This window comes from Chitinophaga filiformis (assembly GCF_021646545.1).
Taxonomy (GTDB): Bacteria; Bacteroidota; Bacteroidia; order Chitinophagales; family Chitinophagaceae; genus Chitinophaga; species Chitinophaga filiformis_A.
The window spans coordinates 1-22,459 of the sequence record NZ_JAKIRP010000015.1; the positions used below are offsets into that span (position 1 = coordinate 1).

The 22,459-nt window shown below is 45.0% G+C and carries 17 protein-coding genes and 1 rRNA gene; 14 read left to right on the top strand and 4 right to left on the bottom strand.

What is annotated here, in order from left to right:
- The first annotated feature begins 145 nt into the window (after positions 1-145).
- Positions 146-257: ribosomal RNA gene (rrf, locus tag L3C95_RS27250) — 5S ribosomal RNA — on the top strand.
- 71 nt (positions 258-328) lie between these two features.
- On the opposite strand, the gene L3C95_RS27255 is transcribed toward rrf, so the two are convergent.
- The 3 genes from L3C95_RS27255 to L3C95_RS27265 form a co-directional block, all read right to left on the bottom strand.
- Positions 329-1,144 (bottom strand): hypothetical protein, encoded by an 816-nt coding sequence (locus L3C95_RS27255; protein WP_236392764.1) that lies wholly within the window; start codon positions 1,142-1,144, stop codon positions 329-331.
- 27 nt (positions 1,145-1,171) lie between these two features.
- On the bottom strand, positions 1,172-2,194 hold the full coding sequence (locus L3C95_RS27260) for a LacI family DNA-binding transcriptional regulator (RefSeq protein WP_236392766.1): 1,023 nt from the start codon (positions 2,192-2,194) through the stop codon (positions 1,172-1,174).
- A 150-nt stretch (positions 2,195-2,344) separates the two neighbouring features.
- Positions 2,345-4,906: a zinc-dependent metalloprotease gene (locus L3C95_RS27265; protein ID WP_236392768.1), complete on the bottom strand. Its 2,562-nt coding sequence runs from the start codon at positions 4,904-4,906 to the stop codon at positions 2,345-2,347.
- Positions 4,907-5,632: 726 nt separating this feature from the next.
- On the opposite strand from L3C95_RS27265, the gene L3C95_RS27270 reads away from it, so the two are divergent.
- From L3C95_RS27270 to bla, 10 genes are all read left to right on the top strand, one after another.
- The gene (locus tag L3C95_RS27270) at positions 5,633-6,487 is read left to right on the top strand and encodes a MotA/TolQ/ExbB proton channel family protein (RefSeq protein WP_236392770.1); all 855 of its coding nucleotides are present in this window, start codon (positions 5,633-5,635) and stop codon (positions 6,485-6,487) included.
- A 71-nt stretch (positions 6,488-6,558) separates the two neighbouring features.
- On the top strand, positions 6,559-7,203 hold the full coding sequence (locus tag L3C95_RS27275) for an ExbD/TolR family protein (protein WP_236392772.1): 645 nt from the start codon (positions 6,559-6,561) through the stop codon (positions 7,201-7,203).
- Positions 7,204-7,275: 72 nt separating this feature from the next.
- Entirely contained in the window at positions 7,276-7,869 is a 594-nt protein-coding gene (locus tag L3C95_RS27280) for an ExbD/TolR family protein (protein ID WP_149695309.1), read from the top strand.
- 40 nt (positions 7,870-7,909) lie between these two features.
- Entirely contained in the window at positions 7,910-8,749 is an 840-nt protein-coding gene (locus L3C95_RS27285; RefSeq protein ID WP_236392774.1) for an energy transducer TonB, read from the top strand.
- A gap of 96 nt (positions 8,750-8,845) precedes the next feature.
- Positions 8,846-10,231 carry a tRNA uridine-5-carboxymethylaminomethyl(34) synthesis GTPase MnmE gene (mnmE, locus tag L3C95_RS27290; protein WP_236392776.1) on the top strand — a complete coding sequence of 462 codons (1,386 nt, stop codon included), beginning with the start codon at positions 8,846-8,848 and terminating at the stop codon, positions 10,229-10,231.
- 367 nt (positions 10,232-10,598) lie between these two features.
- A complete protein-coding gene (locus L3C95_RS27295; RefSeq protein ID WP_236392778.1) occupies positions 10,599-11,738 on the top strand; it encodes an alpha/beta fold hydrolase in 1,140 nt (379 codons plus the stop codon).
- Between the two features lie 108 nt (positions 11,739-11,846).
- The gene (locus L3C95_RS27300; protein WP_236392781.1) at positions 11,847-12,569 is read left to right on the top strand and encodes an SDR family oxidoreductase; all 723 of its coding nucleotides are present in this window, start codon (positions 11,847-11,849) and stop codon (positions 12,567-12,569) included.
- An 85-nt stretch (positions 12,570-12,654) separates the two neighbouring features.
- Entirely contained in the window at positions 12,655-13,569 is a 915-nt protein-coding gene (locus L3C95_RS27305; protein WP_236392782.1) for a helix-turn-helix domain-containing protein, read from the top strand.
- Positions 13,570-13,888: 319 nt separating this feature from the next.
- Positions 13,889-16,531, top strand: a complete 2,643-nt coding sequence (locus L3C95_RS27310) for a non-ribosomal peptide synthetase (protein ID WP_236392784.1) — start codon at positions 13,889-13,891, stop codon at positions 16,529-16,531.
- Between the two features lie 12 nt (positions 16,532-16,543).
- On the top strand, positions 16,544-17,434 hold the full coding sequence (gene bla, locus L3C95_RS27315; RefSeq protein WP_236392787.1) for a class A beta-lactamase, subclass A2: 891 nt from the start codon (positions 16,544-16,546) through the stop codon (positions 17,432-17,434).
- On the opposite strand, the gene L3C95_RS27320 is transcribed toward bla, so the two are convergent.
- Positions 17,427-20,543, bottom strand: a complete 3,117-nt coding sequence (locus L3C95_RS27320) for a lantibiotic dehydratase (RefSeq protein WP_236392789.1) — start codon at positions 20,541-20,543, stop codon at positions 17,427-17,429. The two genes, bla and L3C95_RS27320, sit on opposite strands and share 8 nt — an antisense overlap.
- A gap of 240 nt (positions 20,544-20,783) precedes the next feature.
- On the opposite strand from L3C95_RS27320, the gene L3C95_RS27325 reads away from it, so the two are divergent.
- The 3 genes from L3C95_RS27325 (at position 20,784) to L3C95_RS27335 (ending at position 22,447) form a co-directional block, all read left to right on the top strand.
- On the top strand, positions 20,784-20,942 hold the full coding sequence (locus L3C95_RS27325) for a hypothetical protein (RefSeq protein ID WP_236392791.1): 159 nt from the start codon (positions 20,784-20,786) through the stop codon (positions 20,940-20,942).
- A gap of 38 nt (positions 20,943-20,980) precedes the next feature.
- Complete coding sequence (locus L3C95_RS27330; protein WP_236392792.1) at positions 20,981-21,169, top strand: hypothetical protein; 189 nt, start codon at positions 20,981-20,983, stop codon at positions 21,167-21,169.
- A 63-nt stretch (positions 21,170-21,232) separates the two neighbouring features.
- A complete protein-coding gene (locus L3C95_RS27335; RefSeq protein WP_236392794.1) occupies positions 21,233-22,447 on the top strand; it encodes a lanthionine synthetase C family protein in 1,215 nt (404 codons plus the stop codon).
- The last annotated feature ends 12 nt before the right edge of the window (positions 22,448-22,459 follow it).

Consider the following 22,459-nt stretch of genomic DNA (forward strand, 5'->3'; position numbering starts at 1 on the left):
TTGCCCGTAAGCTTTAATTTTATTTTTTGTAATGAACTATTACGACTTTCCCAATATGTATCTTATTGCAAGTCTGGAGTCAGATCAATCGCTGAAATAGTGCTGACTCGAAAAGACGAAGATCATTCTAACATAGTAAAGATCTTATGGTGGTTATGCCGAGGGTGTTCACCTCTTCCCATTCCGAACAGAGAAGTTAAGCCCCTCATGGCCGATGGTACTGCACTATCATGCGGGAGAGTAGGTAGCTGCCATATTTATTTAAAAAAGCTCCGGACAAACGTCTCGGAGCTTTTTTATTTTATACACGTATTGACTTTGTTGACTGTTATCTTTTCTTTCTGAAATCATCATACCAGTGTGCAATATTGACAGACACCCCCATGTTCAATGCCACTGGCTGAAAGTAATCATCGATATCATATCCTCCATACGTCTCATCATTGATCAACAGGGAGAACAATAACTGCATCTGGAATTTTACATACTTATATCCCACACGGAACGTAAAGGCGGGTTCATATAAAGGCAGTACTTTATTGCCAATATTCATGTAATTCACTCTTCTTTGTGAATCAGCTTCAAAAGCTTTGGGCCCTGCATAAAGACTATAAAACTTTAAGAGGGAAACGCGGGATGTGAAAGCCGCTTCAATGACAGGATGCGAGAGGCCAATACCTGGCTGAATGAAGAACTTGTTGAAATGTGTTCTTAACAGATAGTCATTCACAACTCTGTCAGGGCTACTTCCATAGGCATCAGCGAGCGTTTTAAAGCTGCCATTCCCATAACCCGCATAGACGTCAAAGACCATTCTTTTCTTTGGATCCAGGGGCTTAAAAAAGCCAACAGCGCCCTCTATTACACCTCCTCTGGTATCGCTGTCTACAATAACGTCTGATCCTCCTTCGTCGCTGGCATCAAGGAAGTCATATACATACTGGCCATTGGCCATGATCGCAATGTTATTGGTCAGCGCAAAGGCAGTCTGAAAGTTGCTGGGAGAGATACTGCCCTTGAATTCATGTTTCTCCTTTAAAAGTGGTTCATTGACGGTGTTAGGGACATAGATATGCTGATTGCACGCGGAGAAGGTAACGACACCGCAGCAGACAAGCATCGTCAGGTTGAGATAATTTCGCATAAAATATAAGGTTTAGGCAATTTTGCTTTACTGGCTGGATTCCCGTTCTATCAATTCAACAGGAAATACAAAGTGTTTAGTGATTTTCATAGTATCGCCGTAGTTGATCAGCTTTACGATAGTATCTACAGCTTTTTGTCCCATCTCATACCCTGACTGTTCTATAGTCGTAAGTGCAGGCGTGATGATCCTTGATGACTGGTCATTGGAATATCCCACTACTTTAATGTCCCCCGGAATAGCTACGCGTTGCCGTTTTGCTTCCTGAATAAATGCTACAGCGGAAGTATCATTGGCGGCAAATAGGCCATCAGGATATTTGTCTTCAGACAGGAGTTCTTTAGATGCTGTAGTAGCCGCTTCGGATGTCAGGTTGTGCACATACAGTAAGCTTTCATCAAAGGGAATGTCATATTTCTCAAGTGCAGCTTTGTAACCACGCAGGCGTTGCTGATACAGGTTACAAGTCAGGGTACCTGAGAAATGTGCAATCCGTTTACATCCTTGTTTGATCAGATGCTCGGTAGCGAGAAAGCCCCCTTTGAAGTCATCTCCTGTGATGGTGTATCCTGGAAAGTCTGCAGGGACACGGTCATAGAAGACAAGCGGAATATTATTCTTGATAAAAGGGGTGAAGTGTTCATAGGCAGTGGTAAACATAGACGATACAGCCAATAGTCCATCCACACGTAAGGAAAAGAAGGTGTTTACCAGTTCCTTTTCCATTTCGAGCGTATCATCCGACTGGCCTATTACAATGCTGAAGCCATACCTGTGTGCTTCATGCTGGATGCCACTGATCGCTGTACTTTGAAAATACATGGAAGTACGCGGGACGATTAGTCCTATGATATTGGAACGGTTCCTTCGCAGACTGGATGCGATCCAGTTCGGAACATAGCCCATTTCAGTGGCGGTTTGCCGTACTTTATCCCTGGTTTCCTGGTTAATCAGTTTGTTGTTCTGCAATGCTCTCGACACCGTGGAAGCAGATAAATTAAGCACTCTGGCAATGTCGTAAATGGTGATTTTGGTACTTCGTTCTTTCACATTCTTGAGGTTCAGTATATAAATATAGCGATATATTGAGCAACTTTAATAGGGAGCAACATCATTATTTTCACCGAGTTAAATATTATTACATAAAAAGGAGGAAGGCCCGGTATTAGCGGGCCTTCCTCCTTTATGATTTAAGCAGCATTATTTAGGTTCAAGTGCCTGTGAGATTCTCTCGGCGAGGTCTGTAAGATGATAACGGCTTAATGGGTCCTGAACAGCAGCAGCGGCGGCACGGATATCGGTGCGGAGTGATACCAGGTGGGCACGTGCAATACTGCTGACATCAGACTTTGTAGGATCTGTTGGTTGTACACCATACATGATCATCATCGGATTACTCAGCTGGGAATCGCCGGGAGACAGTAATTGTATGATATGCTGAACATATGATTTCTGCAGGTTACGGCGGAAAACGTCAATATTCTTCCGTGTATATATTTCACTGAAGATACCTTTCTTCACATCATTGAGGAAGGCACTGGCCTGATAACTATCAGGACCATCATTGGCTTCGTTGTTGATTAACTTAGTCAATGTAGTAGCACTCAGGATTCTGTCCAATACCGGGGTTTGACGGGCACTGATGATAGCTGTGGCATTGTTTCCGGTGCGGGAGAGGATGTCTTTGTTCAGCAGCCATTTGGGCGTTGTAAATATCTGCTCGTTGAGGAACTGCACAGCATCCAGCTGAATACTCTTCGGAACGGCTTCATAAACGCCGCCTTCCTGTTCCACCGTCTTAGGTGTCTCGTAAATGCCTCCGATGTTTTTAGCAACATGTCCGAGGTATCGGCCGAACTGGGTATTCACCTCACGGTAGAGTTCTGTCAGATTTGTATATCCTTCATTCTCTTCTTTAGTCCAGGTAAGGAGATTAGGAATGATGCGCTGCAGGTTCTTAATGCCATAGCTGCCTGCTTTCATCGCATTATCGCCAAGGTCTTCGTTCTGTGATCTTGGATCATCCGGATTGATCTCAGTTCCGAACCAATATCTCTTATCCTTTAATTTTTCAATGGTCCATTTGTTAAGGGCTGCTTTCTCTTCTTCCGGAGTATTAACACCGGGGATGAGGCGATAACCCCATTCAATGGCCCATTTGTCGTAGAAATTGATGCGGGGATAGAGATCGCTTCCTGTAATACCATCTTCGGGTTGTGCAATATAGTTAAAGCGCGCATAGTCCATAATGGAGGGCGCGTGTCCATTTTCTTTCACCCATGCTTTATCCCTCAGTTTCTCAACAGGGTAGGCGGAGCTGGAGCCAAAGTTATGGCGCAGGCCCAATGTATGTCCTACCTCATGAGAAGAAACAAACCGGATCAGTTCTCCCATCAGCTGATCGTCAAACTGCATTTTGCGGGCCCGGGCATCAGTAGGCGCACATTGTACAAAGTACCAGTTGCGCAACAGGCGCATAACATTGTGATACCAGTTGATATGGCTTTCCATGATTTCTCCGGAACGGGGGTCATGAATATGGGGACCACTTGCATTAGGAATGTCTGAAGGCTTATATACGATGGCGGAAAAGCGGGCGTCTTCAAGGCTCCAGGTAGAATCCTGCTCACGGGTAGGAGCTACTTTTGCCATGATAGCATTCTTAAACCCGGCTTTTTCGAAGGCAGCCTGCCAGTCATTAACCCCTTGAATAAGGTAGGGAACCCATTTCTTTGGAGTAGCAGGATCGATATAGAAGATAATCGGTTTAACTGGCTCGACGAGTTCTCCGCGTTTATATTTCTCAATGTCTTCTGGTTTGGGTTCGAGACGCCAGCGGGTAACCATGGAAAGGCGTTTGACGCCTTGCGGATCCAGGTCAAAATTTGTTACGGAGGTGGTAAAGAAACCCACCCGAGGATCAAAATAGCGGGACTGCATGGGAACTGCCGGAAGCAGGATCATGGAGGAGTTGAGTTCCAGTGTGGCATTCCCTCCTGATACAGGCGCTCCGGGACCAGGCTGTCCGCCTGATTTTGAATAGGTTTTAACAGTTTTAATCTCGGTATTGATAGGATAAGATTTAACATCCACTATATAGGATTTATCCTGTTGAACAGCACCGAGTTTCAGACCAGTTTTGACGCGGGTGTCAAAAAAGAAGATCTCATTATCACCCTGTATGTAATCAGTCAAATCAATAACCGAGGTATTACCCTTATCAGATAATGCTTTAATGTCAAACGCTGCGGCAATCGGTTGTATGTTGGAATTCATTACAGCGTTAAACATTGGCTGACTGGAATCTTTTGAGATCTCAGTGTAGGAGATATTTTTCAGGAAGATCCTGTTGTTAGGGCCTTTTTCGAAGCGGATGACATTTTCTCCTATTTCGTCACCGCTATATCCCATCATTGACGACCGCAGGCCTGCAGCGGATTTGGAGATACGGTTCACGACCAGTACATCTCTACCCAGCAGGGAATCAGCAATTTCGAAGAATACCCTGTCGTCTTGTTTATAAATATTGAACAGGCCGGAATCTGCTATGGCGGCGGAAGTGATCACCTCTCCGAATTTTTTCGGTGCGGTTTTAGGACTGCTTTTGGCAGGCATAGGCGGACGGACGGTAGAATCTTTAGCTGCGATGGGTTGTTGCTCTGTCTTCTTTCTCTTTTGTGCGGAAAGAGGATTGATAGTCAGCATTAATAATAGCGTACCTGCACTTGTGATGGCCATGGTACGGATAAAGTGTTTGTTCATTTGCTTCTAATAACCAGATTTTAGGCAGGTAGGTGTTGAAAATACACATATTAAGCAGTAACTTATCGGGGAATTCCATGAGCGCTAAAAATGTTACAGGAATGGAGTTGGGGGAAATGAAGGATATATAGGGGTAGGGAGCAGTGTTTGCCGTCTATGAATAAATTTGTTGATATGGTATCTTTTATGCTTATATTACAGGGTGAATGAAATGCAGCAGTAGGGCCATTACAAACGGTTTTCACCAATTTACGACGTTTATGTTCCACGTTAGACCGGGTGAAACGGATATGTAAATAACTGTAATTGTGTGGCGTTATAATGACTATAAAGGGAGCCGAAAACGACTCAAAGTGCGGATGGTAGCGGGATAGGAGAAAAACAGACACCGGAAAATTTCTGTTGGAACATTTAAAAAATTTCTTAAATTGTGCGTCCAACTTTGAAAAAAATCAATAAATTTCAGGTTCTAAGGATAGTAATCATAAGGGGCGTAACCCAACATTTGACATCGGTTGTATTTGAAAATTAAAGTGTATGCTCAACAAAACAGGAGGTGGTAAGGCCGGCTGCTGGCGGCCTTCGGCGCGAGCGTTAAATTTTGTGAGATTTTGAGAGCTGCACTTGTTTTTTTGGGTCAACCGTATAACTTTGCGAATCACGTATTTATATTGCAGAAATAACAAAAAACAATAGTTTAATCTTTAACACTAAAATTCAATCAACATGGCTGAGACTAAAACAACTGTGACTGCAGGTTCTGCCAAAGCAACTTCTCATCAAGCTAAAAAGTCATCCAATGTATTTGCATTGCTGGCCGTACCTATCTGTATAGTTATAGGTGTTCTCTTTTATCTGTTCGTACTTGGTAATCCAAATAACTTCCAGGGTGGTATCGTAGGCGCGCATCCAGTTGAAGAAGGTATCGGAAAATGGTTCGCAACAATCTATCAGGGTGGTGCTATTGTACCTATTCTTATTTCTGTATTATTGATCTGTATTACTTTCGTAATTGAGCGTTTCCTTTATATCAACAAAGCTAAAGGTAAGTTCAGCGGTGCTGACCTGGTAAGAAGAGTTCAGTTCCACCTGGCTAACAAAAACGTAGATGCAGCGCTGGCTGAGTGCGACAAACAGAAAGGTTCTGTAGGTAACGTAATGAAAGCTGGTCTGAAGAAGTACAAAGAAATGATCACTAACACTGAACTGGATACTGAGCAGAAGATCCTGACTATCAAGAACGAGATCGAAGAAACAACTGCACTGGAACTGCCTATGATGGAAAAGAACCTGGTGTTCCTGTCCACTATCGCTTCAGTAGCAACCCTGTTAGGTCTGTTCGGTACAGTATTGGGTATGATCAAATCCTTCTCTGCGATGTCTGCTTCTGGTGCTCCGGATTCATCTAAACTGGCGTTGGGTATCTCTGAAGCGTTGATCAACACCGCTCTGGGTATCGGTACTTCCGCTATCGCAATCATCATGTATAACTTCTTTACTACCAATATCGATAGCATCACTTATGCAATCGACGAGTCTGGTTTTACTTTAACTCAGAGCTTCGCTGCAAACCACAAATAATTTTTTAATTATTTGTATGGAAAACTAGCAGTTTTGAATCTATATAAAGTAAACCAATAAAAGGAGTAAAGATGCCTAAAGTTAAAATGCCCAGGAAGAGCACGCTGGTTGATATGACCGCGATGTGTGACGTGGCTTTCTTGCTGCTCACCTTCTTCATGCTGGCAACTAAATTCAAACCGGACGAGCCGGTGACTGTGGTAACTCCGTCTTCTATCAATACTAAACTGCTGCCGGATTCTGACGTGATCATGCTGACAGTGGATAAAGACGGTAGGGTATTCTTCAGTATGGACGGTCAGCCTAAAAGGCAGAAACTGATTCAGGATCTGAATGAGCAGTACAAGCTTGGACTGAGCGACAAAGAGATGAACAACTTTATCATTGGCGCCAGCGTAGGAACCGAAATCAAAAACCTGAAGTCTTATCTCGCCATGAAACCGGAAGAGCGTAAGAAGGCAGGTCTGGAAGTAGGTATCCCAACCGACTCAGCCAATAACGAAGTTGCAGTATGGATCGAGTACGCAAGATCTGCACAGGGTGGAAACCCAAGATTGCAGTACTGCGTAAAGGCCGATAACCAAACTCCTTATCCTAAGATCAAGGATATTCTGGACACCTTCAAAGAAAAGAAGATCCAGAAGCTGAACCTGGTTACCAATCTGGAGGCACCTCCGGCAGGAACAGCGGCAGCTGAAGCTCGTGATGAGGAATAAGCAATTTAAAAGTAAACAGCAGGCAGCGCTGCGGCGCTGAGTTGCTATTGAAAACTTAAAAAAAGAGCTACTATGGCAGAAATGGATACCAGTAGTAGTGGTGGTAAAGGCAAACACCAGGGTACGAAATCAAAGAAGCAGTCTACACGCGTAGACATGACTCCGATGGTGGATCTTGGCTTTCTGCTGATTACTTTCTTCATGTTGACTACGACCATGAGCAAGCCCAAGACGATGGACCTGATCATGCCGAAGGATACTAAGGATGAAAAAGAGCAGAACAAAGTAAAAGAAAGTACTGCCCTCACTATACTGCTTGGAAAAAAAGACCGGGTATATTATTACGAAGGTTTGGCGCAAGACCCGAATGCATCAGCCAATCCTGATTTCTTCAAGGCGACCACCTTTGCTAATAAAGGGGGCATCAGAGACGTAATTATTAAAAAGCGGGATGAGGTTGCTAAAGCGAGAAATGCAAAAGGGGAACCTGAAGATGTGGTTGTGATCATTAAAGCTGATGATGACGCTACGTACAAGGATTTCGTTGACATTCTGGACGAAATGGCTATTAACCGTATCCAACGTTATGCAACAGTTGATATCAGTGATCAGGATAAAACCTGGATCCGTCAGACTGAAGCTGCTAACGCTGGAGGCTCCAAGTAATTGACACTTAACTTTTGCATCCATCCTTAAAATTTAAACAATGGATACCGCTAAAATCTTAAAGTCCGATTTTCTGGATATCCTGTTTGAGAACAGGAATAAAGAATATGGGGCTTATGATCTCAGACGACAGTACGACAAAAGGGTACGCAACGCCGTAATAGGTAGTGCTGCGCTGATGTTGGTTGTTATCGGAGGTTATGCAATTAATAACTACATACTCAAGATTGAAAGGGAGAACCCTAACAAGGCTCCCGTGATAGAGCAGATCAAGATGGAGGACGTGAAGTTGCCGGAAGATCCGAAAACTCCACCTCCGCCTCCACCTCCACCTGCTCCGCCACCTCCGGTAAAACCTTCCGTACAGTTCACTCCTCCTGTGATTAAGAAGGATGAAGAAGTACCAGAAGATGAAGTACCGCCAAAAATCAAGGAAATTGAAAATAAGGCGATCAGTACTAAAACTGTAGAAGGTGATCCTAACGGTATCGACCCAGGATTGCTGGAAGACAGTAAAGGTACCGGTGTGGTAGAGGCACCTCCTCCTCCTCCAAAAGAAGAGATCTTTACATTCGTAGAACAGCCGCCTACCTTCCCCGGTGGTGAAGAAGCGCTGGCTAAGTTCCTGAGCAAAAACATCCACTATCCTCGCGTTGCGCAGGAAAATGCGATCTCAGGTACTGTGTTCGTACAGTTCGTAGTAGATTCTGAAGGTAACATCAAAGATGTGAAAACTGTAGGCGCTGCAAAAGGCGGTGGTCTGGAAGAAGAAGCGATCCGTGTGGTAAAAATAATGCCTAAATGGAAAGCTGGTAAACAGAACGGCCGTCAGGTGTCTGTACAGTTCAACCTGCCAATCCGCTTTACTTTACAAGAGTAGCAGATCCAAGGATATTATCTTAAATCCCAGTACCGGTACAGCCGGGACTGGGATTTTTTATTTATTGGTATATTGCTGCCGAATTTGAATAATGTTATGCTAGGGAATAATCTTACAGGATACGATGATACTATTGTAGCACTCGCTACAGCACCCGGAATAGGAGCCATTGCTGTGATACGCCTGAATGGGACCAAGGCCATCGATATCTGTAATAAACTGTTCCCGGCAAAAGACCTGCATCAACAGCCGGGCCACACGCTTCATTTCGGATCTATCGTTGAAAACGGTCGCACCATCGATGAAGTAGTGGTGAGCCTTTATAAAGCTCCCCGTTCCTATACCGGGGAAGATATCGTCGAAATATCCTGCCATGGTTCTCCCTACATCCAGCAGCAGATCATTGATGCCTGTATTCACGCCGGCGCCAGAATGGCCAAACCCGGTGAATACACTATGCGTGCATTCCTCAATGGTAAACTGGACCTGACACAGGCAGAGTCTGTCGCCGATCTCATTGCGAGCAATTCCGCCGCCAGTCACCAGACTGCTATGCAGCAGATGAGAGGCGGCTTTTCGAAGGAACTATATGCCCTCAGAGAGCAGTTGATTAGTTTCTCCGCATTAATTGAACTGGAACTTGACTTCAGTCAGGAAGATGTCGAGTTTGCCGACCGTACCCAGTTGTATCGTTTGATCAACGAAGCGACAGAGGTAGTGAAACACCTGGTAGATTCTTTCCGTATGGGTAACGTGATCAAAAACGGGGTCAATACCGCCATCGTCGGCAAGCCTAATGCCGGCAAATCTACCTTGCTGAATACCCTCCTGAATGAAAACAGGGCCATCGTCAGTGACATTGCCGGTACCACGCGGGATACCATAGAAGAGGTACTGAATATACAGGGTGTGTTGTTCCGTCTTATTGATACCGCAGGTATCCGTGAAAGCGCTGATGTCATTGAAAGTATCGGCGTACAGAAAACAATGGAGAAGATCAGAGAGGCCGGAGTCGTACTGTATCTGTTTGACGTAAATGAAACATCATTAACGGAACTACAGGCACAAGTGGCCACATTCGAACAGGAAGGCGTCAATTATCTCCTGATAGGTAACAAGACGGACATTGCAGGGTTGCCGGCCATGGAGGCGAAATTTGCCGGCATAGAGGGCATTCTGTTCATTTCTGCCAGACAGCATGAACATATACAGGAATTGAAAGACCGACTGGTACACAAAGTAATGAGCGGTGATATCAATACAGAAGATACCATTGTAACAAATGCACGCCATTATGCGGCTTTGCAGGAAGTATTAAAAGCCCTGCAGGATGTAAGGTTCGGATTAGACAGCCAGCTACCCGGAGATCTGCTGGCGCTTGATATCAGGAGATGCCTGCACTATCTTGGAGAGATCACCGGACAGATCACGAATGAAGATCAGCTGGACTTTATATTCAGTAAGTTCTGTATCGGGAAGTAGAGATACATAACGTCACCCATTTACACTCAACGACGCTTAAGTAAACCCAGGTGTCTTAATAATTCCTACACGCGCGTCTCTATCTAAAAGATATACACCTAAGTGAGATAACTCGTCACCGTAGTCCAGATTGATAGCGCGGACGGATATTTTGTGCAAATAGTTCCCTCTTCGCAGACATATCAGGCGAAACCTCCTCACTGTTATCAGCTAAAGGAAAAGACCTCGGCCTATAAAACCCGGGGGCCATTTCCAGTGCTGCCAGGTATCGCACCTTGCCTGCATGAATCGAAGTGATAGCAAGAATGACAAGCCAGGCAGGGGCATAATTTTTGATTTTTATGTACGTTATCTAAACTGGTGGACAATGCCATTACTCCTGATTGCTTTTTTTATTGCTGATCTTTTGTCTTTTGCATATCCATTCATTGCTTACTACCTCTACCGTGAATGGGACCGGTACCGTGATACGATTAATGAGGATTACGCAGAGCGCTGTTTATACGGGGCTATAGCATTGTTGTTATTTATTCTTCTTGGTAAGATGCTTGTTAAAGTTTTGCTCAGCAAACGCAGAAAAGGAGAGGATGAACCACACCTGTTTCATGCCGGCAAACGAAGCACTATTAAACGTCCCGATGGGTCTGTTATTAATGTTGAGTATTACGGAAGAGAGGACGGACAGCCACTTATTTTCGTGCATGGCATGAATGCGAATATCAGGAACTGGTACTATCAAAGAAAGTATTTCGAAAATAGATACCGTATCATCATGATGGATCTGGCGGGTCTTGGTAAATCTACAAGGCCGGCAAACAAAGATTACTCTCTTTCAAAGATGGCAGCGGATCTTCATGCAGTGATAGAACATACTGGTGCAATAAATCCTATCCTATGGGGACACAGTATGGGAGGCATGACTATCCTTACCTATCTTGCGAAAAACAAAGCTGTAAGCCAGCCATCCATAAAGGGTGTCATTCTGCAGCATACTACCTATACAAATCCTGTGCGTACCATTATGTTCCGGCATGTTATGACTGCCATTCAGAAGCCTGTTCTAACACCTCTCTGTTATCTGATAATTTTTCTTTCACCACTGCTTTGGATCAGTCGTTGGATGAGTTATCTTAACGGCAACGCTCATATCATGACCCGGTTCCTCACCTTCAGTGGTACGCAAACACAACAACAGCTGAATTTTAGTACCCTGCTCTCAACTATGGCGCCGCCAGCCGTTATGGCAAGAGGATGTCTGGGGATGTTCAGGTATGATGTAACCAATGAGCTTCCTGCCATACAGGTGCCGGTATTGATTATCGGAGCTGACAAAGACCGGCTTACCAGACCCGATGCAAGTGAATATATGCGTAAACATTTACCAAATGCAGAGTTGATAGTAGTGGCGCCAGGTAACCATCAGGGCTTATTAGAGCGGCATCGTGAAGTGAATGCAGCAGCAGAAAAGTTTATAGAAAGACTGAGTAGCGCAAACGTATTAGCGTGACGACAAACCCTAATAATAGATTTAGCTTCAATAAACATAGAATTGGCGACAGCAGACTTCTGATTAACCAGGAAATTTGCCTTATCAAAAAAGGCAAAAATCTGAAAAATGAAGAATGTACTAATAACAGGCGCCAACCAGGGTATCGGTTTTGAGGTGGCAAAACAAATGGCTCAGCTGGGATATTATGTTTACCTCGGAAGCAGAGACGAACAGAAAGGGCTTACCGCCGCAAATGAATTATATAATGAAGGACTGACCAACATTGAAGTCTTAAAAATTGATGTCTCAGATCTGGAGTCAGTCAGGAATGCCGCTTCAACCCTTCAATCGAAAGTGGAAGCACTGGATATACTCATCAACAACGCCGCTATTGCAGGCCCGCAGCCACAAAAGATATCGGCTTGCGACATTACTACTATAAAAGAGATCTTCAACACCAACTATTTCGGGCCTATTCAAACCACGCAGCATTTCCTGCCCTTGTTAAAAAAGGCGCCCCTGCCAGTCATTGTAAATGTATCCAGTGAATTAGGATCTTTAACCATGCAAACCAGTGAAAGCAGAAGTCCAAACTGGGATAACTATCATGTGTATGGTGCTACCAAGACAGCACTAAATACTTTTACGATAAACCTTGCACACGAAATGCGTGGTACAAAATTCAGGATCAACAGTGTCACACCAGGCTATACAGCCACCAACCTCAATAACTTTGCAGGATTCAAAACGGTGGCTGAGGGTGCTAAGCCCATTGTACAACTGGCGACTATTGGCGAAGATGGCCCTACTGGCCGATTCTTTTGTCAGGAGGGGGAATTCCCCTGGTAGAAAAGGTGTATGGCAAACCCGGTTAACCACTGAGGTTAAAAACCGAAAAGAATAATTAATTTGCTGTCTCAATTGCGCACGACAAATGAAAAAATTGTGGAGACTAAAATCAATAACAGAGTTTCACCGTGTAAAAGAACTTCCTCCACCGGAGCATCCGTTGATCAGTGTCGTGAATTATGCTGATTTGAAATTTCATCCGGAGAATAATAATATCAATTGGGTGCTTGATTTTTATTCCATTTCTCTGAAACGGGATCTTGCCGTAAAATTTAAGTACGGACAGCAACAATATGATTTTGATGAAGGCATAATGTTCTTTATTGCACCAGGACAGGTCTTCAGCATAGAAATGCCACAGGGAGAGCAACCGGCAAAATCTGGATGGATGTTACTTATCCATCCGGATTTTTTCTGGAATACCTCTTTGGCAAAGAACATAAAGCAGTACGAGTTTTTCGGTTATGCTATCAATGAAGCTTTATTCTTGTCTGACAGGGAGGAAACAACGCTCATTAATATCATCGACAATATCCGGCAGGAATATTACACCAACATTGATCAATTCACTCAACAGATAATTATCTCGCATATTGAGGCGCTCCTCAATTATGCCGACAGGTTTTACCATCGACAATTCATCACAAGAAAGATCAGCAATCACCAGATCCTTGAAAAATTAGAGCAGTTACTTGATGCCTGTTTCAAAAGTGAAAACCTTTTGAACAATGGCATTCCAAGTGTTCAGTTGATATCTGAAAAACTAAACATTTCCCCCAACTATCTGAGTAGTCTGCTTAAGACGCTCACAGGACAAAGCACACAGCAGCATCTGCATAGTAAACTGATAAATGTAGCGAAAGAGAGACTTTCAACAACCAATTTATCAGTTAATGAAATTGCTTATGAACTGGGTTTTGAACATCCACAATCGTTTAGAAAGTTTTTTAAATCTAAAACGGAGATGTCACCACTGAAGTTCAGGGAATCTTTTAGCTGAGAAGAGGTAAGGTATTCTATTCGTATTCCGATAAAGCAGACTTATTTCCTGCAGATGGTCCTATAACTAATCCCCGTTCTCTCATGTTCATGTTACATACTCTTTTGTATTTTTATTTTGTTATTGACAGCACAAACTTGTTACGACGGACTGTGCAAGCTTTTAATTATGTATACTTCCAGGAGATATCTGCCCGCCTGGGATTCTTGAGAGGCTTTTAATGTAATAGCATCGGATAGACATATGGTTTATTCGATATAATGAACCAATTCCATTTTTCCTTGTTGAGGATAGTAATCAGTACTACATCTGGAAACCTATGTCTGATAGAGATGAAAGATTTGTAAGGAATCCCTTACCTACATCGGACTATCGCAATTCAAACCCATTGGAGTTACGTTCTTTACCAGAACTCATCCATGAAAAAGCGTTACAATACCCCGATAAGATAGCTGTACGCTTCAGGGAACATGTACTAACTTATCATAAATTAAATAATTCCATTAATCAATTTGCAAGACTGCTGGTCGATTACGGCATCAAACATGGATGCATCGTAGGCCTGGCCGTGGACCGCTCATTTGAAATGGTCATTATCATGCTGGCTATTATCAAGTCCGGCGCTGCCTATGTACCACTCGACCCCGAATATCCCCAGGCGCGAATTGAGTTCATGCTTGAAGACACCGGGGCCGGCTTTTTGATCACAGAAGAAAAATACGCGGACAGGTTTCAGTATAATGGCAGGATGATCCTGATGGTTAACCTAATCCGGCAGGTACTCCTGTACCCCGATACGCCGCTGCTGATAGATGTCAACATGGACAACCTCGTGTATGTGTTATACACTTCCGGATCAACAGGTAAACCAAAAGGCGCCCAGATCACACAGCGGGGATTGGTCAATTTCCTCGTGGAAATGCAGTATAAACCCGGGCTGAACGAAAATGACCGTGTACTGGCGCTTACCACTATTTCTTTTGATATTTCGGGCTTAGAGTTATATCTCCCGCTCATAGCCGGGGCAGAGATCATTCTGACCGATGCGCAGACCTCGAAGGACACACGCTTACTGATGGAGATTGTTAAGAAATCCGGTGTGACGGTTATGCAGGCCACACCGGCTACCTGGCGGATGATGCTGGAGTCATGGGACGAGAAATTGCCAATAAAAGTATTGATTGGCGGGGAGGCATTGTCCAAGAGACTGGCGGAGAGATTGCTGGAAAAATGCGACTCTTTATGGAATATGTATGGACCTACTGAAACCACCGTATGGGCTACGTACAAACGGATATATGCCGGCGATGAGATCATTACTGTCGGACGCCCGATTTGTAATGTGTACGTCTACATTCTGGATGCCTATTTAAGACCTGTGCCTGATGGTACAGTGGGTGAAATCTTTATGGGTGGCGTGGGAGTAGGAAAAGGCTATCTGAACAGACCTCAACTGACGGCAGAGCTCTTTATGGACGATCCTTTCTCTGATATACCGGGCGCCAGGATGTATAAAACCGGGGATCTGGGCCGCATCGTGAATGGCGGCGAGATCCAATGCCTGGGGAGGATAGACCATCAGGTAAAGATCCGGGGATACCGGATAGAATTGGGAGAGATCGAACATACACTCGGTAAACAAAAGGGGATAAAGGATGTTGTGGTCCTTCCCAAAGACGAGCGTCTGGTGGCCTACGTAGTGCTGGAAGAAGGCCAGCCTGCACGGTTTGCTCAATGGCAGCGGGCATTGAGAGCCACCTTGCCTGAATACATGATTCCCAGCAATTTTGTAACACTGCCCGGCTTTCCTTTGTCGCCCAATGGCAAAGTAGACAGGAATGCACTGGAGGCGATGAGACAGGAAATGGAAAAGGCTAACAGGGTATATATCGCACCTCGCACTGACCAGGAAATGTTGCTCGCTGATATCTGGAGCGAGCTATTACAAGTAGATCAGGTAGGTATCAGGGACGATTTCTTTGAACTGGGAGGTACATCTATTATCGCTATGCAGATTATGGCGCGGTTGGAAAGGGAAACCGGAAAACGCTTGCCGCTGGCGGGACTGTTTACCGCCAACACAGTGGAAAAGCTGGCAAAGCAGCTGGAGCTCGACGACCTGTCAATTTCCTGGGACCTGTTAGTTCCGGTAAAACCCACAGGTAATAAGCCTCCCATCTTTATTGTCAACGGCCTTGATATGAATGTGCTACTGTTCAATAATATTGCCCGCAATGTAGATCCCGACCAACCCGTATACGGCTTTCAGTCCAAAGGTCTGAATGGAGTAGATGAACCTTTTGAGACACTTGAAGATATGGCGGCTGAGTATATTGCCGCATTACTGGAAAGAGACTTCGGAGATACTTACGCCCTGGCGGGCTACTCATACGGAGGGATTGTGGCTTTTGAAATGGCCCGGCAATTACAGGCAATAGGCAAGCAGGTGAAAATGCTGGTGATGTTTGACACCTATGCATACAACAAGGGACATTTCGAGACCGGATTACCAAAGTATATCAGGAAGATAAAACGGCAGTTCCCCAAATTACTGTTTGTAACCAATTCCCTGATAAAACAGCCGATGGAAACTATCCGTTATCAGCAGTCTTTTTTCCTGCGGAAGTATAACGAGTTTGCAGTATATATGGGACTGCAAAGACCTGCGGCCATAGCGAGCGCAGAAGACAGGATCAATGAAAAATATGAAGCAGCCTATCGCAAGTATCATATGCGTCCTTCCGATGCCTGTGTAATTGACCTTTTCCGCGTAGATACCCGTCTGTATTTTCTCGATGACCCCATCTACCTGGGATGGAAACCGTATGCCCTGAAAGGCCTTGTTGTACACAAGGTGAAAGGGAATCACAAGACATTTCTGATGCCGCCCAATGATAAAGATTTCGCTATCTTGCTGCAGCAATTGCTTGACAAGCGTATGAAACCGGAAGCGGATATTTAAAGCTATAACCCAATGAAGAGACGTTTTTTATCCGGCAGTGTAATACTGCCTTTTTTATTGCTTACCCTTCAAAGCAATGCTCAGAAAAAAACTGACAGAAAAAAGATCCATGAGATAGCACAGACTGCCAAAGGCCATGTGGGAATGGCGATGATGTCGCTGGAAGATGGCGATACCATTACGCTGAATGGGAGCGACCACTTTCCGATGCAGAGCGTGTTCAAACTGCCGTTAGCAATAGCCGTACTCGATCAGGTGGATAAGGGAAAGTTTTCTCTCGACCAGGTTATTCACATTCGTAAGGAGGACCTGCTGCCTGGTACATGGAGTCCTATCCGTGTGAAATTTCCGGAAGGTACCGATATGAAACTGAGTGATATCCTGGCATACACAGTATCCCAGAGTGATAATAACGGGTGCGACCTGTTATTTCGCCTTGTTGGAGGTACCGCCTATGTGGAGCAGTATATTCATAGCCTTGGTGTAGACAGTATTGCTATCCGCGCAACGGAGGAACAGGCGTCAAAGGCATGGGAAGTGCAGTATAGCAACTGGTCATCACCGGTTGCCATGTTACAACTACTGAAAGGCGTGCACACTGGTAAGTATTTATCGAAGGCCAGCAATGACTTTCTCCTGAAAATAATGAAAGAAACTACCACAGGTCCTGCGAGAATGAGGGGGCTGCTCCCTAAAGATGCTGTTGTAGCACATAAGACAGGCACTTCCGATACCAATGCAGATGGTCTCACCGCAGCTACCAATGATGTGGGTATTGTAACTTTACCCAATGGCAGGCATTACGCTATCGCTGTTTTTGTCAGTGATACCAAAGCTGACACAGCCACCCGCGAAGGTGTCATTGCACAGCTGACCCGTTTATTCTGGGACGGTGCTAAATAAGCTGTTTCTTTTGCATCGCCAGTCTGGACTCGTAATACTTATTCAGGAAATGGTAAATGACCAGTTCCTGTTTTCTCTGGTTGGATAGCAGTATCCTGTTAAGGAACATGTGAACATAACTGCCCATCAGGTCATCCCATTTCCTTGCAGGCGCTTCCAGGATCGCCTGCCGGATGCGGGATGATCTGGTCGCTAACAACGAAATGGCGTCTTCTATTGCATTGTTCACATCCTGATCCGGATCCAGGAAACTGGCAATCTGACGCATATGCTTGCGGTAACTGCTGTTTAGTTGTGTCTGTAGTGTTTGTTCACCGCCAAACTCCTGGAAGAAATGATATTGCAGCCTTTTTAGAAAAGCAGATTTCTCCTGCAACGAATAGCCGAAATCATGTAATAACATCTCTACTCCACGTAAGGCTATCAGCCACCTGTAATTTTCACCTTCTTCCCCTTCCAGCAAATCAACGCATCCCACTACAGCCTCGCTGTCATAATAGAAAATACGCTCACTCAGCTCCATGGTGCCGGCGCCATACCGTTCTATTTCACGGATGTAAGTATCCGTCTGTATCTTATGGATAAGTCCGGGATCAATTTCCTGAGAGATCATGCGATAGAACTCCGATAGCACCGTCTTCCAGAAGTCCTTGTCTGTTGCATGATGGAAACGCACCCTGATATGATCATCAGGATCAGTATAGCGGATAAAGAACCATTGATCTATGACACGTTTCGCACTCAGCTCTTCTACCAGTGGTTTGATCACTGTTTTCAGGATCTTTTCTGTTGTATTAACTCCTGCATATATTTTTAAGTATAGCCATTCACTACCAGGAGGGAAGTGCCGCTGTGGATGTGTGGATGCTGCCGAATGAACTGCAGCTTTGGTCTGTTTACCTGCACTGCTTTTAAAAGGAATGATCAATTCGTTCGTGAATGTCCCTCCTTGTCCTGTGATCCAGCAATGCTCAGGAGTTTGCAATATTTCCTGTAAAGTGATTTCCTCTCTCTTCAGCAGCGTAGTGGCCAGCAGATGTACACACGATTCATTATCCAGGTCAATAAACAGCTCGTTATCTCCTTCGGTAATAGATACGTACCTGGGTAGACGCAATGCCTGTCTGATATCCTGGAATATCCTGAAATGTTCCTGCACACCGCCATGTTTTGCCAGTAATGGGTAGTCTTTCTTATGCAGGGTCCAGGTGCATTTCTGCAGAATAAACTTTTTATAACGTACTCTTGGCAGGAAAGGCGCTGCAACCGGAAGATTCCATTGCCAGCCGGTAGCGTGATGCAATTGCTGGAACTGCAGATCACACAGGAACTTATACATAGGCAGACTTCCCCTGCTGAAGTTGTGTGCGGTGCTCAGACGGGGCATCACCCTTTTATTGAACTTGCGTGATCGCAGCACGACGGCATTGTTTTCTACCCTCACCATCAGGTCTGTTACCGGTATCTGATGATCTGCCGCAACACTGCCATTGCCCAGGTAGACGATTTCGTAGTCCCTTAGCTGTGGCCGCATCAGAATATTCCCTGTTCTTGCTTCCGGCAGGTGGATGATCTCTGCGTAGATCACATCCGGGTTGTGTTGCGCTTCTTCCGCAAGACACTCCCGTACCTTCTCTTTCAGCAGCTCATCGCCATGACAGAACCTTCCCAGCAGATTGGCGGCAGAAGGTCCTCCACAGGAACTAAAGTCAAACAGGTAGTCGCCATTGTCTACTGCCTGCGCACTTTCACTGACAATACTTCCCATCACATAGAAGCTGTCCGGAATGGGTACTTCATTAGCAGTGGAAAGCTCCTCTATGTCAGCATCTGTCAGGGTTATTTCCATCTGCTGCTGCCGGAGGCATTCCATATATCGCTTCAGCTGGAATTGCCGCATATTATTCCATGAGATAGTATCCGGTCCGCTACTGTTCTTGATAACAATATCATCCAGTAAGGGTACATGGGCCGAGTAATGACTGGTATAAGCACCGTAACCGATGCCGGTTTCCGTATCCAGCGCAATGGCTAGTGGTATTTCCTGCTCTTCATACCGCTGTTGGAAACTCTTAATGAAGTTTTGCAGATCACCGGTCCTTTCCGGCGCGGGCAGCTTCCATAAGGCGGCCACCTGTTCCTGTATCTCTGTAATTACCTGCTGACTGATGGTATTCGTGGATGTGGAAAGAAAAAGATCCGTTTGCACGAGGTCTTTATTGTTGGTATCTGGCAGTAATTGTTTTACCAGCGCATGCGTTTGCAGGTATTTGTCAATGCCAGTGGCAGGCATGCCTAGTAGTTGTTGAATAGCAGTCAATGTATCATGAATGCCTTCCGTATGTTGTAGTTCTCTCAGTCTCCTGACCAGTATATGAAAAAATTCCTCACCTGTGATAGTCGGTTCCAGTTCACTGATAAGCAGCTGACTTTCTATCAGCTCCTGTATGAATTCCTGTGCTTCCTCAGCGGTGATCTCTTCACTGGTGAGATAGGAACAAAGTTCCTCAATGGTAGCACCTGTGGCAGCCCTTTCCAATACCTGTTCCAGGTAGGTAGAATAATTGACAGCAGTAAGATCATACTGCCGGAATTTGTTTTTAACAGTGAATGCCGCATACCGGTAATTATCTCCCGTTCTGTACACAGAGTTGTTTGGAAAATAACGCAACTGCGCCTGTACTGCGGGTATCATCGCTATCTTTTCCGCCAGTTCAGCTACATAGTTCATATCCAGCCGGCAGTATTTCCGGTGTTGTTGCACTTCGTTCAGGTGGATAGCTGTAGCCTCAGTGAAGGCACCTGTTGCACAACCGGCAAAGAGGCCATATGGCGTACAGCGGGTGCTCATGCGGAGCACATATCTGAATAGTGACAATACCAGTTTATTGACATCCTTTTCGCCTGTCAGCTGTCCCTGTTGCCATTTCCGCAACTCATTGCTCAGCTCCGGCGACGCGATATAAATGGCTTCTGCCAGGTAAGGGTCTGTAAATATGTGTTTGATCTCGTCGGCCAGTGCGGCGTAAGGAAGCTGTAAAAAGCGGGTTAAAAAATCTACCGGCATCAGTGGAGACCTGAGCAGGTAAAAGCCTTTATTGGTCATCATAGTCATGTGAATACAGATAAAAAGATAACCCTTATACGCACATTACAGGCCCCCCTTAAAAGGTGATATTTCATCTACTGGAAAAAAAGAACAGAAAATCCCCCTTTCCAGTGATGAGGTGAAGCAGCCTTTATCCTTATCTTTAAACATAATGAAAACCGTGCCCACATTCCTACTTTATAAACCTGACCGCTAAAGGACATCATTCATTTCTTAATATTTAAAAACCACTTGTTAACTATGAAAAAAGCGTCAAGCAGAAAGCTTACCCTTGGCAAGATCAAGATTGCCAGACTGAGCACCACAAAACAGGAAGTTGCAAACCAGCAGGCTAATGCTCCTACCTATACTGGTTGCAGTCTTTTCAAATGTCCTCCTCCACAGGATGGCAGAAACTAAGTACAGCAGTTTATTCAAAATCTAAAACCGCATTTCTTATGAAAAAGAAAACAGAAAAAAAACTCGACCTCGGAAAGATCAAGATCGCAAGTTTAAGCCGTTCAAAACAGGATATGAATAATGGTTTAGTAGCAATTCCTACTACCACTATTGCGTCTTTTAAAGTTTGTACGGACGACATCAGCCAGGGTGCGCCCATTTGCAGCGTGGACTCTTGCCGATTCTAAATTCATCATGGTGCGGCATAGCTGTGGTTGTTCGCCGCACCATGATTTTTGTACCAGATGAATATGAATGATAAAAGAACCGCCGGAAAAATATTACAGGACATCAGCCAATCCCTCGACCACTTTACAAAAGAAACAGCCATTTCCGGCTTATTGGGAGGTTACACGGGCGCTGCTTTATTTTTTGCTTACTACTATCAGTTCACAGGAAAACAGAAATACCTGAAGAAGGCGCACCAGCTGCTGGAAAGAGGTGTGCATGACATGGCCGCAACGGCCCTGCCATTCAATTACTGTAATGGCATAGCGGGCATAGTGTGGAACATTCAACATCTCATTAAAGCGGGGTTCGTGAATGAAGAGGGGATGGACGATATCTTTGAAGATGTAGATGAAATACTGGGACAGGCAATGTTAGACGCAGTGCAGCAGGGACAACACGATTTCCTGCACCAGGGACTGGGTATTGCACTGTATTTCCTGGAAAGAGACCAGCATCCGCAGGCAAAGCATTACCTGACAACCCTGGTATCCACCCTGGAATCGACAGCCATGGAAACGGAAGATGGTATTAGCTGGCAGGACCACCTGACCGGACTGGGAGGAAAACCTCCCGGGGAGGTTACCTTCAATATGGGCCTGGCCCACGGCGTTCCCGCTGTCATCTCCATTCTCGGGATGATCTATCAGAAAGGGATCGCAGTTGCACAAACTGATGACCTCATCCGAAAAGGAATATCCTGGTTACTGAAAGCTGAGAACAGCCCGGAAGAGGGACTGACTGCCTTATACCCTGTACTGACTGATGTCAGCCACCAGGCGCTGACAGGTAAACAGAGCCGTCTCGGTTGGTGTTATGGCGATCTGGGAATTGCCACCACACTGCTGAATGCCGGTATCTGGCTGGCCGATAACACATATCAGGAGAAAGCCTTACAAATTTTTCACCACACATTGGCGCATCGCAATATCAAAAACAGCAACGTACATGACGCCTGCCTTTGTCATGGAAGTGCCGGCATTGCACATATCTACAGGCGTGCCTGGCTGCAAACAAAAGATCCCGCTCTATTAACAGGTGCAACATATTGGTTACAAGAGGCTTTGCAGATGAATACTCATAAGGACAGCCCAGGCGGCTTCCGGTTTTATGCAAAAGACGGCTATGAAAACAGCTATGGTATCCTGGAAGGAGTAGCCGGCATTGGCCTGGCACTGATGGCAGCCATCGATGAGGATACAGATCCTTCATGGGACCGGTGTATGTTATTATGTTGATATTTTCGTTAT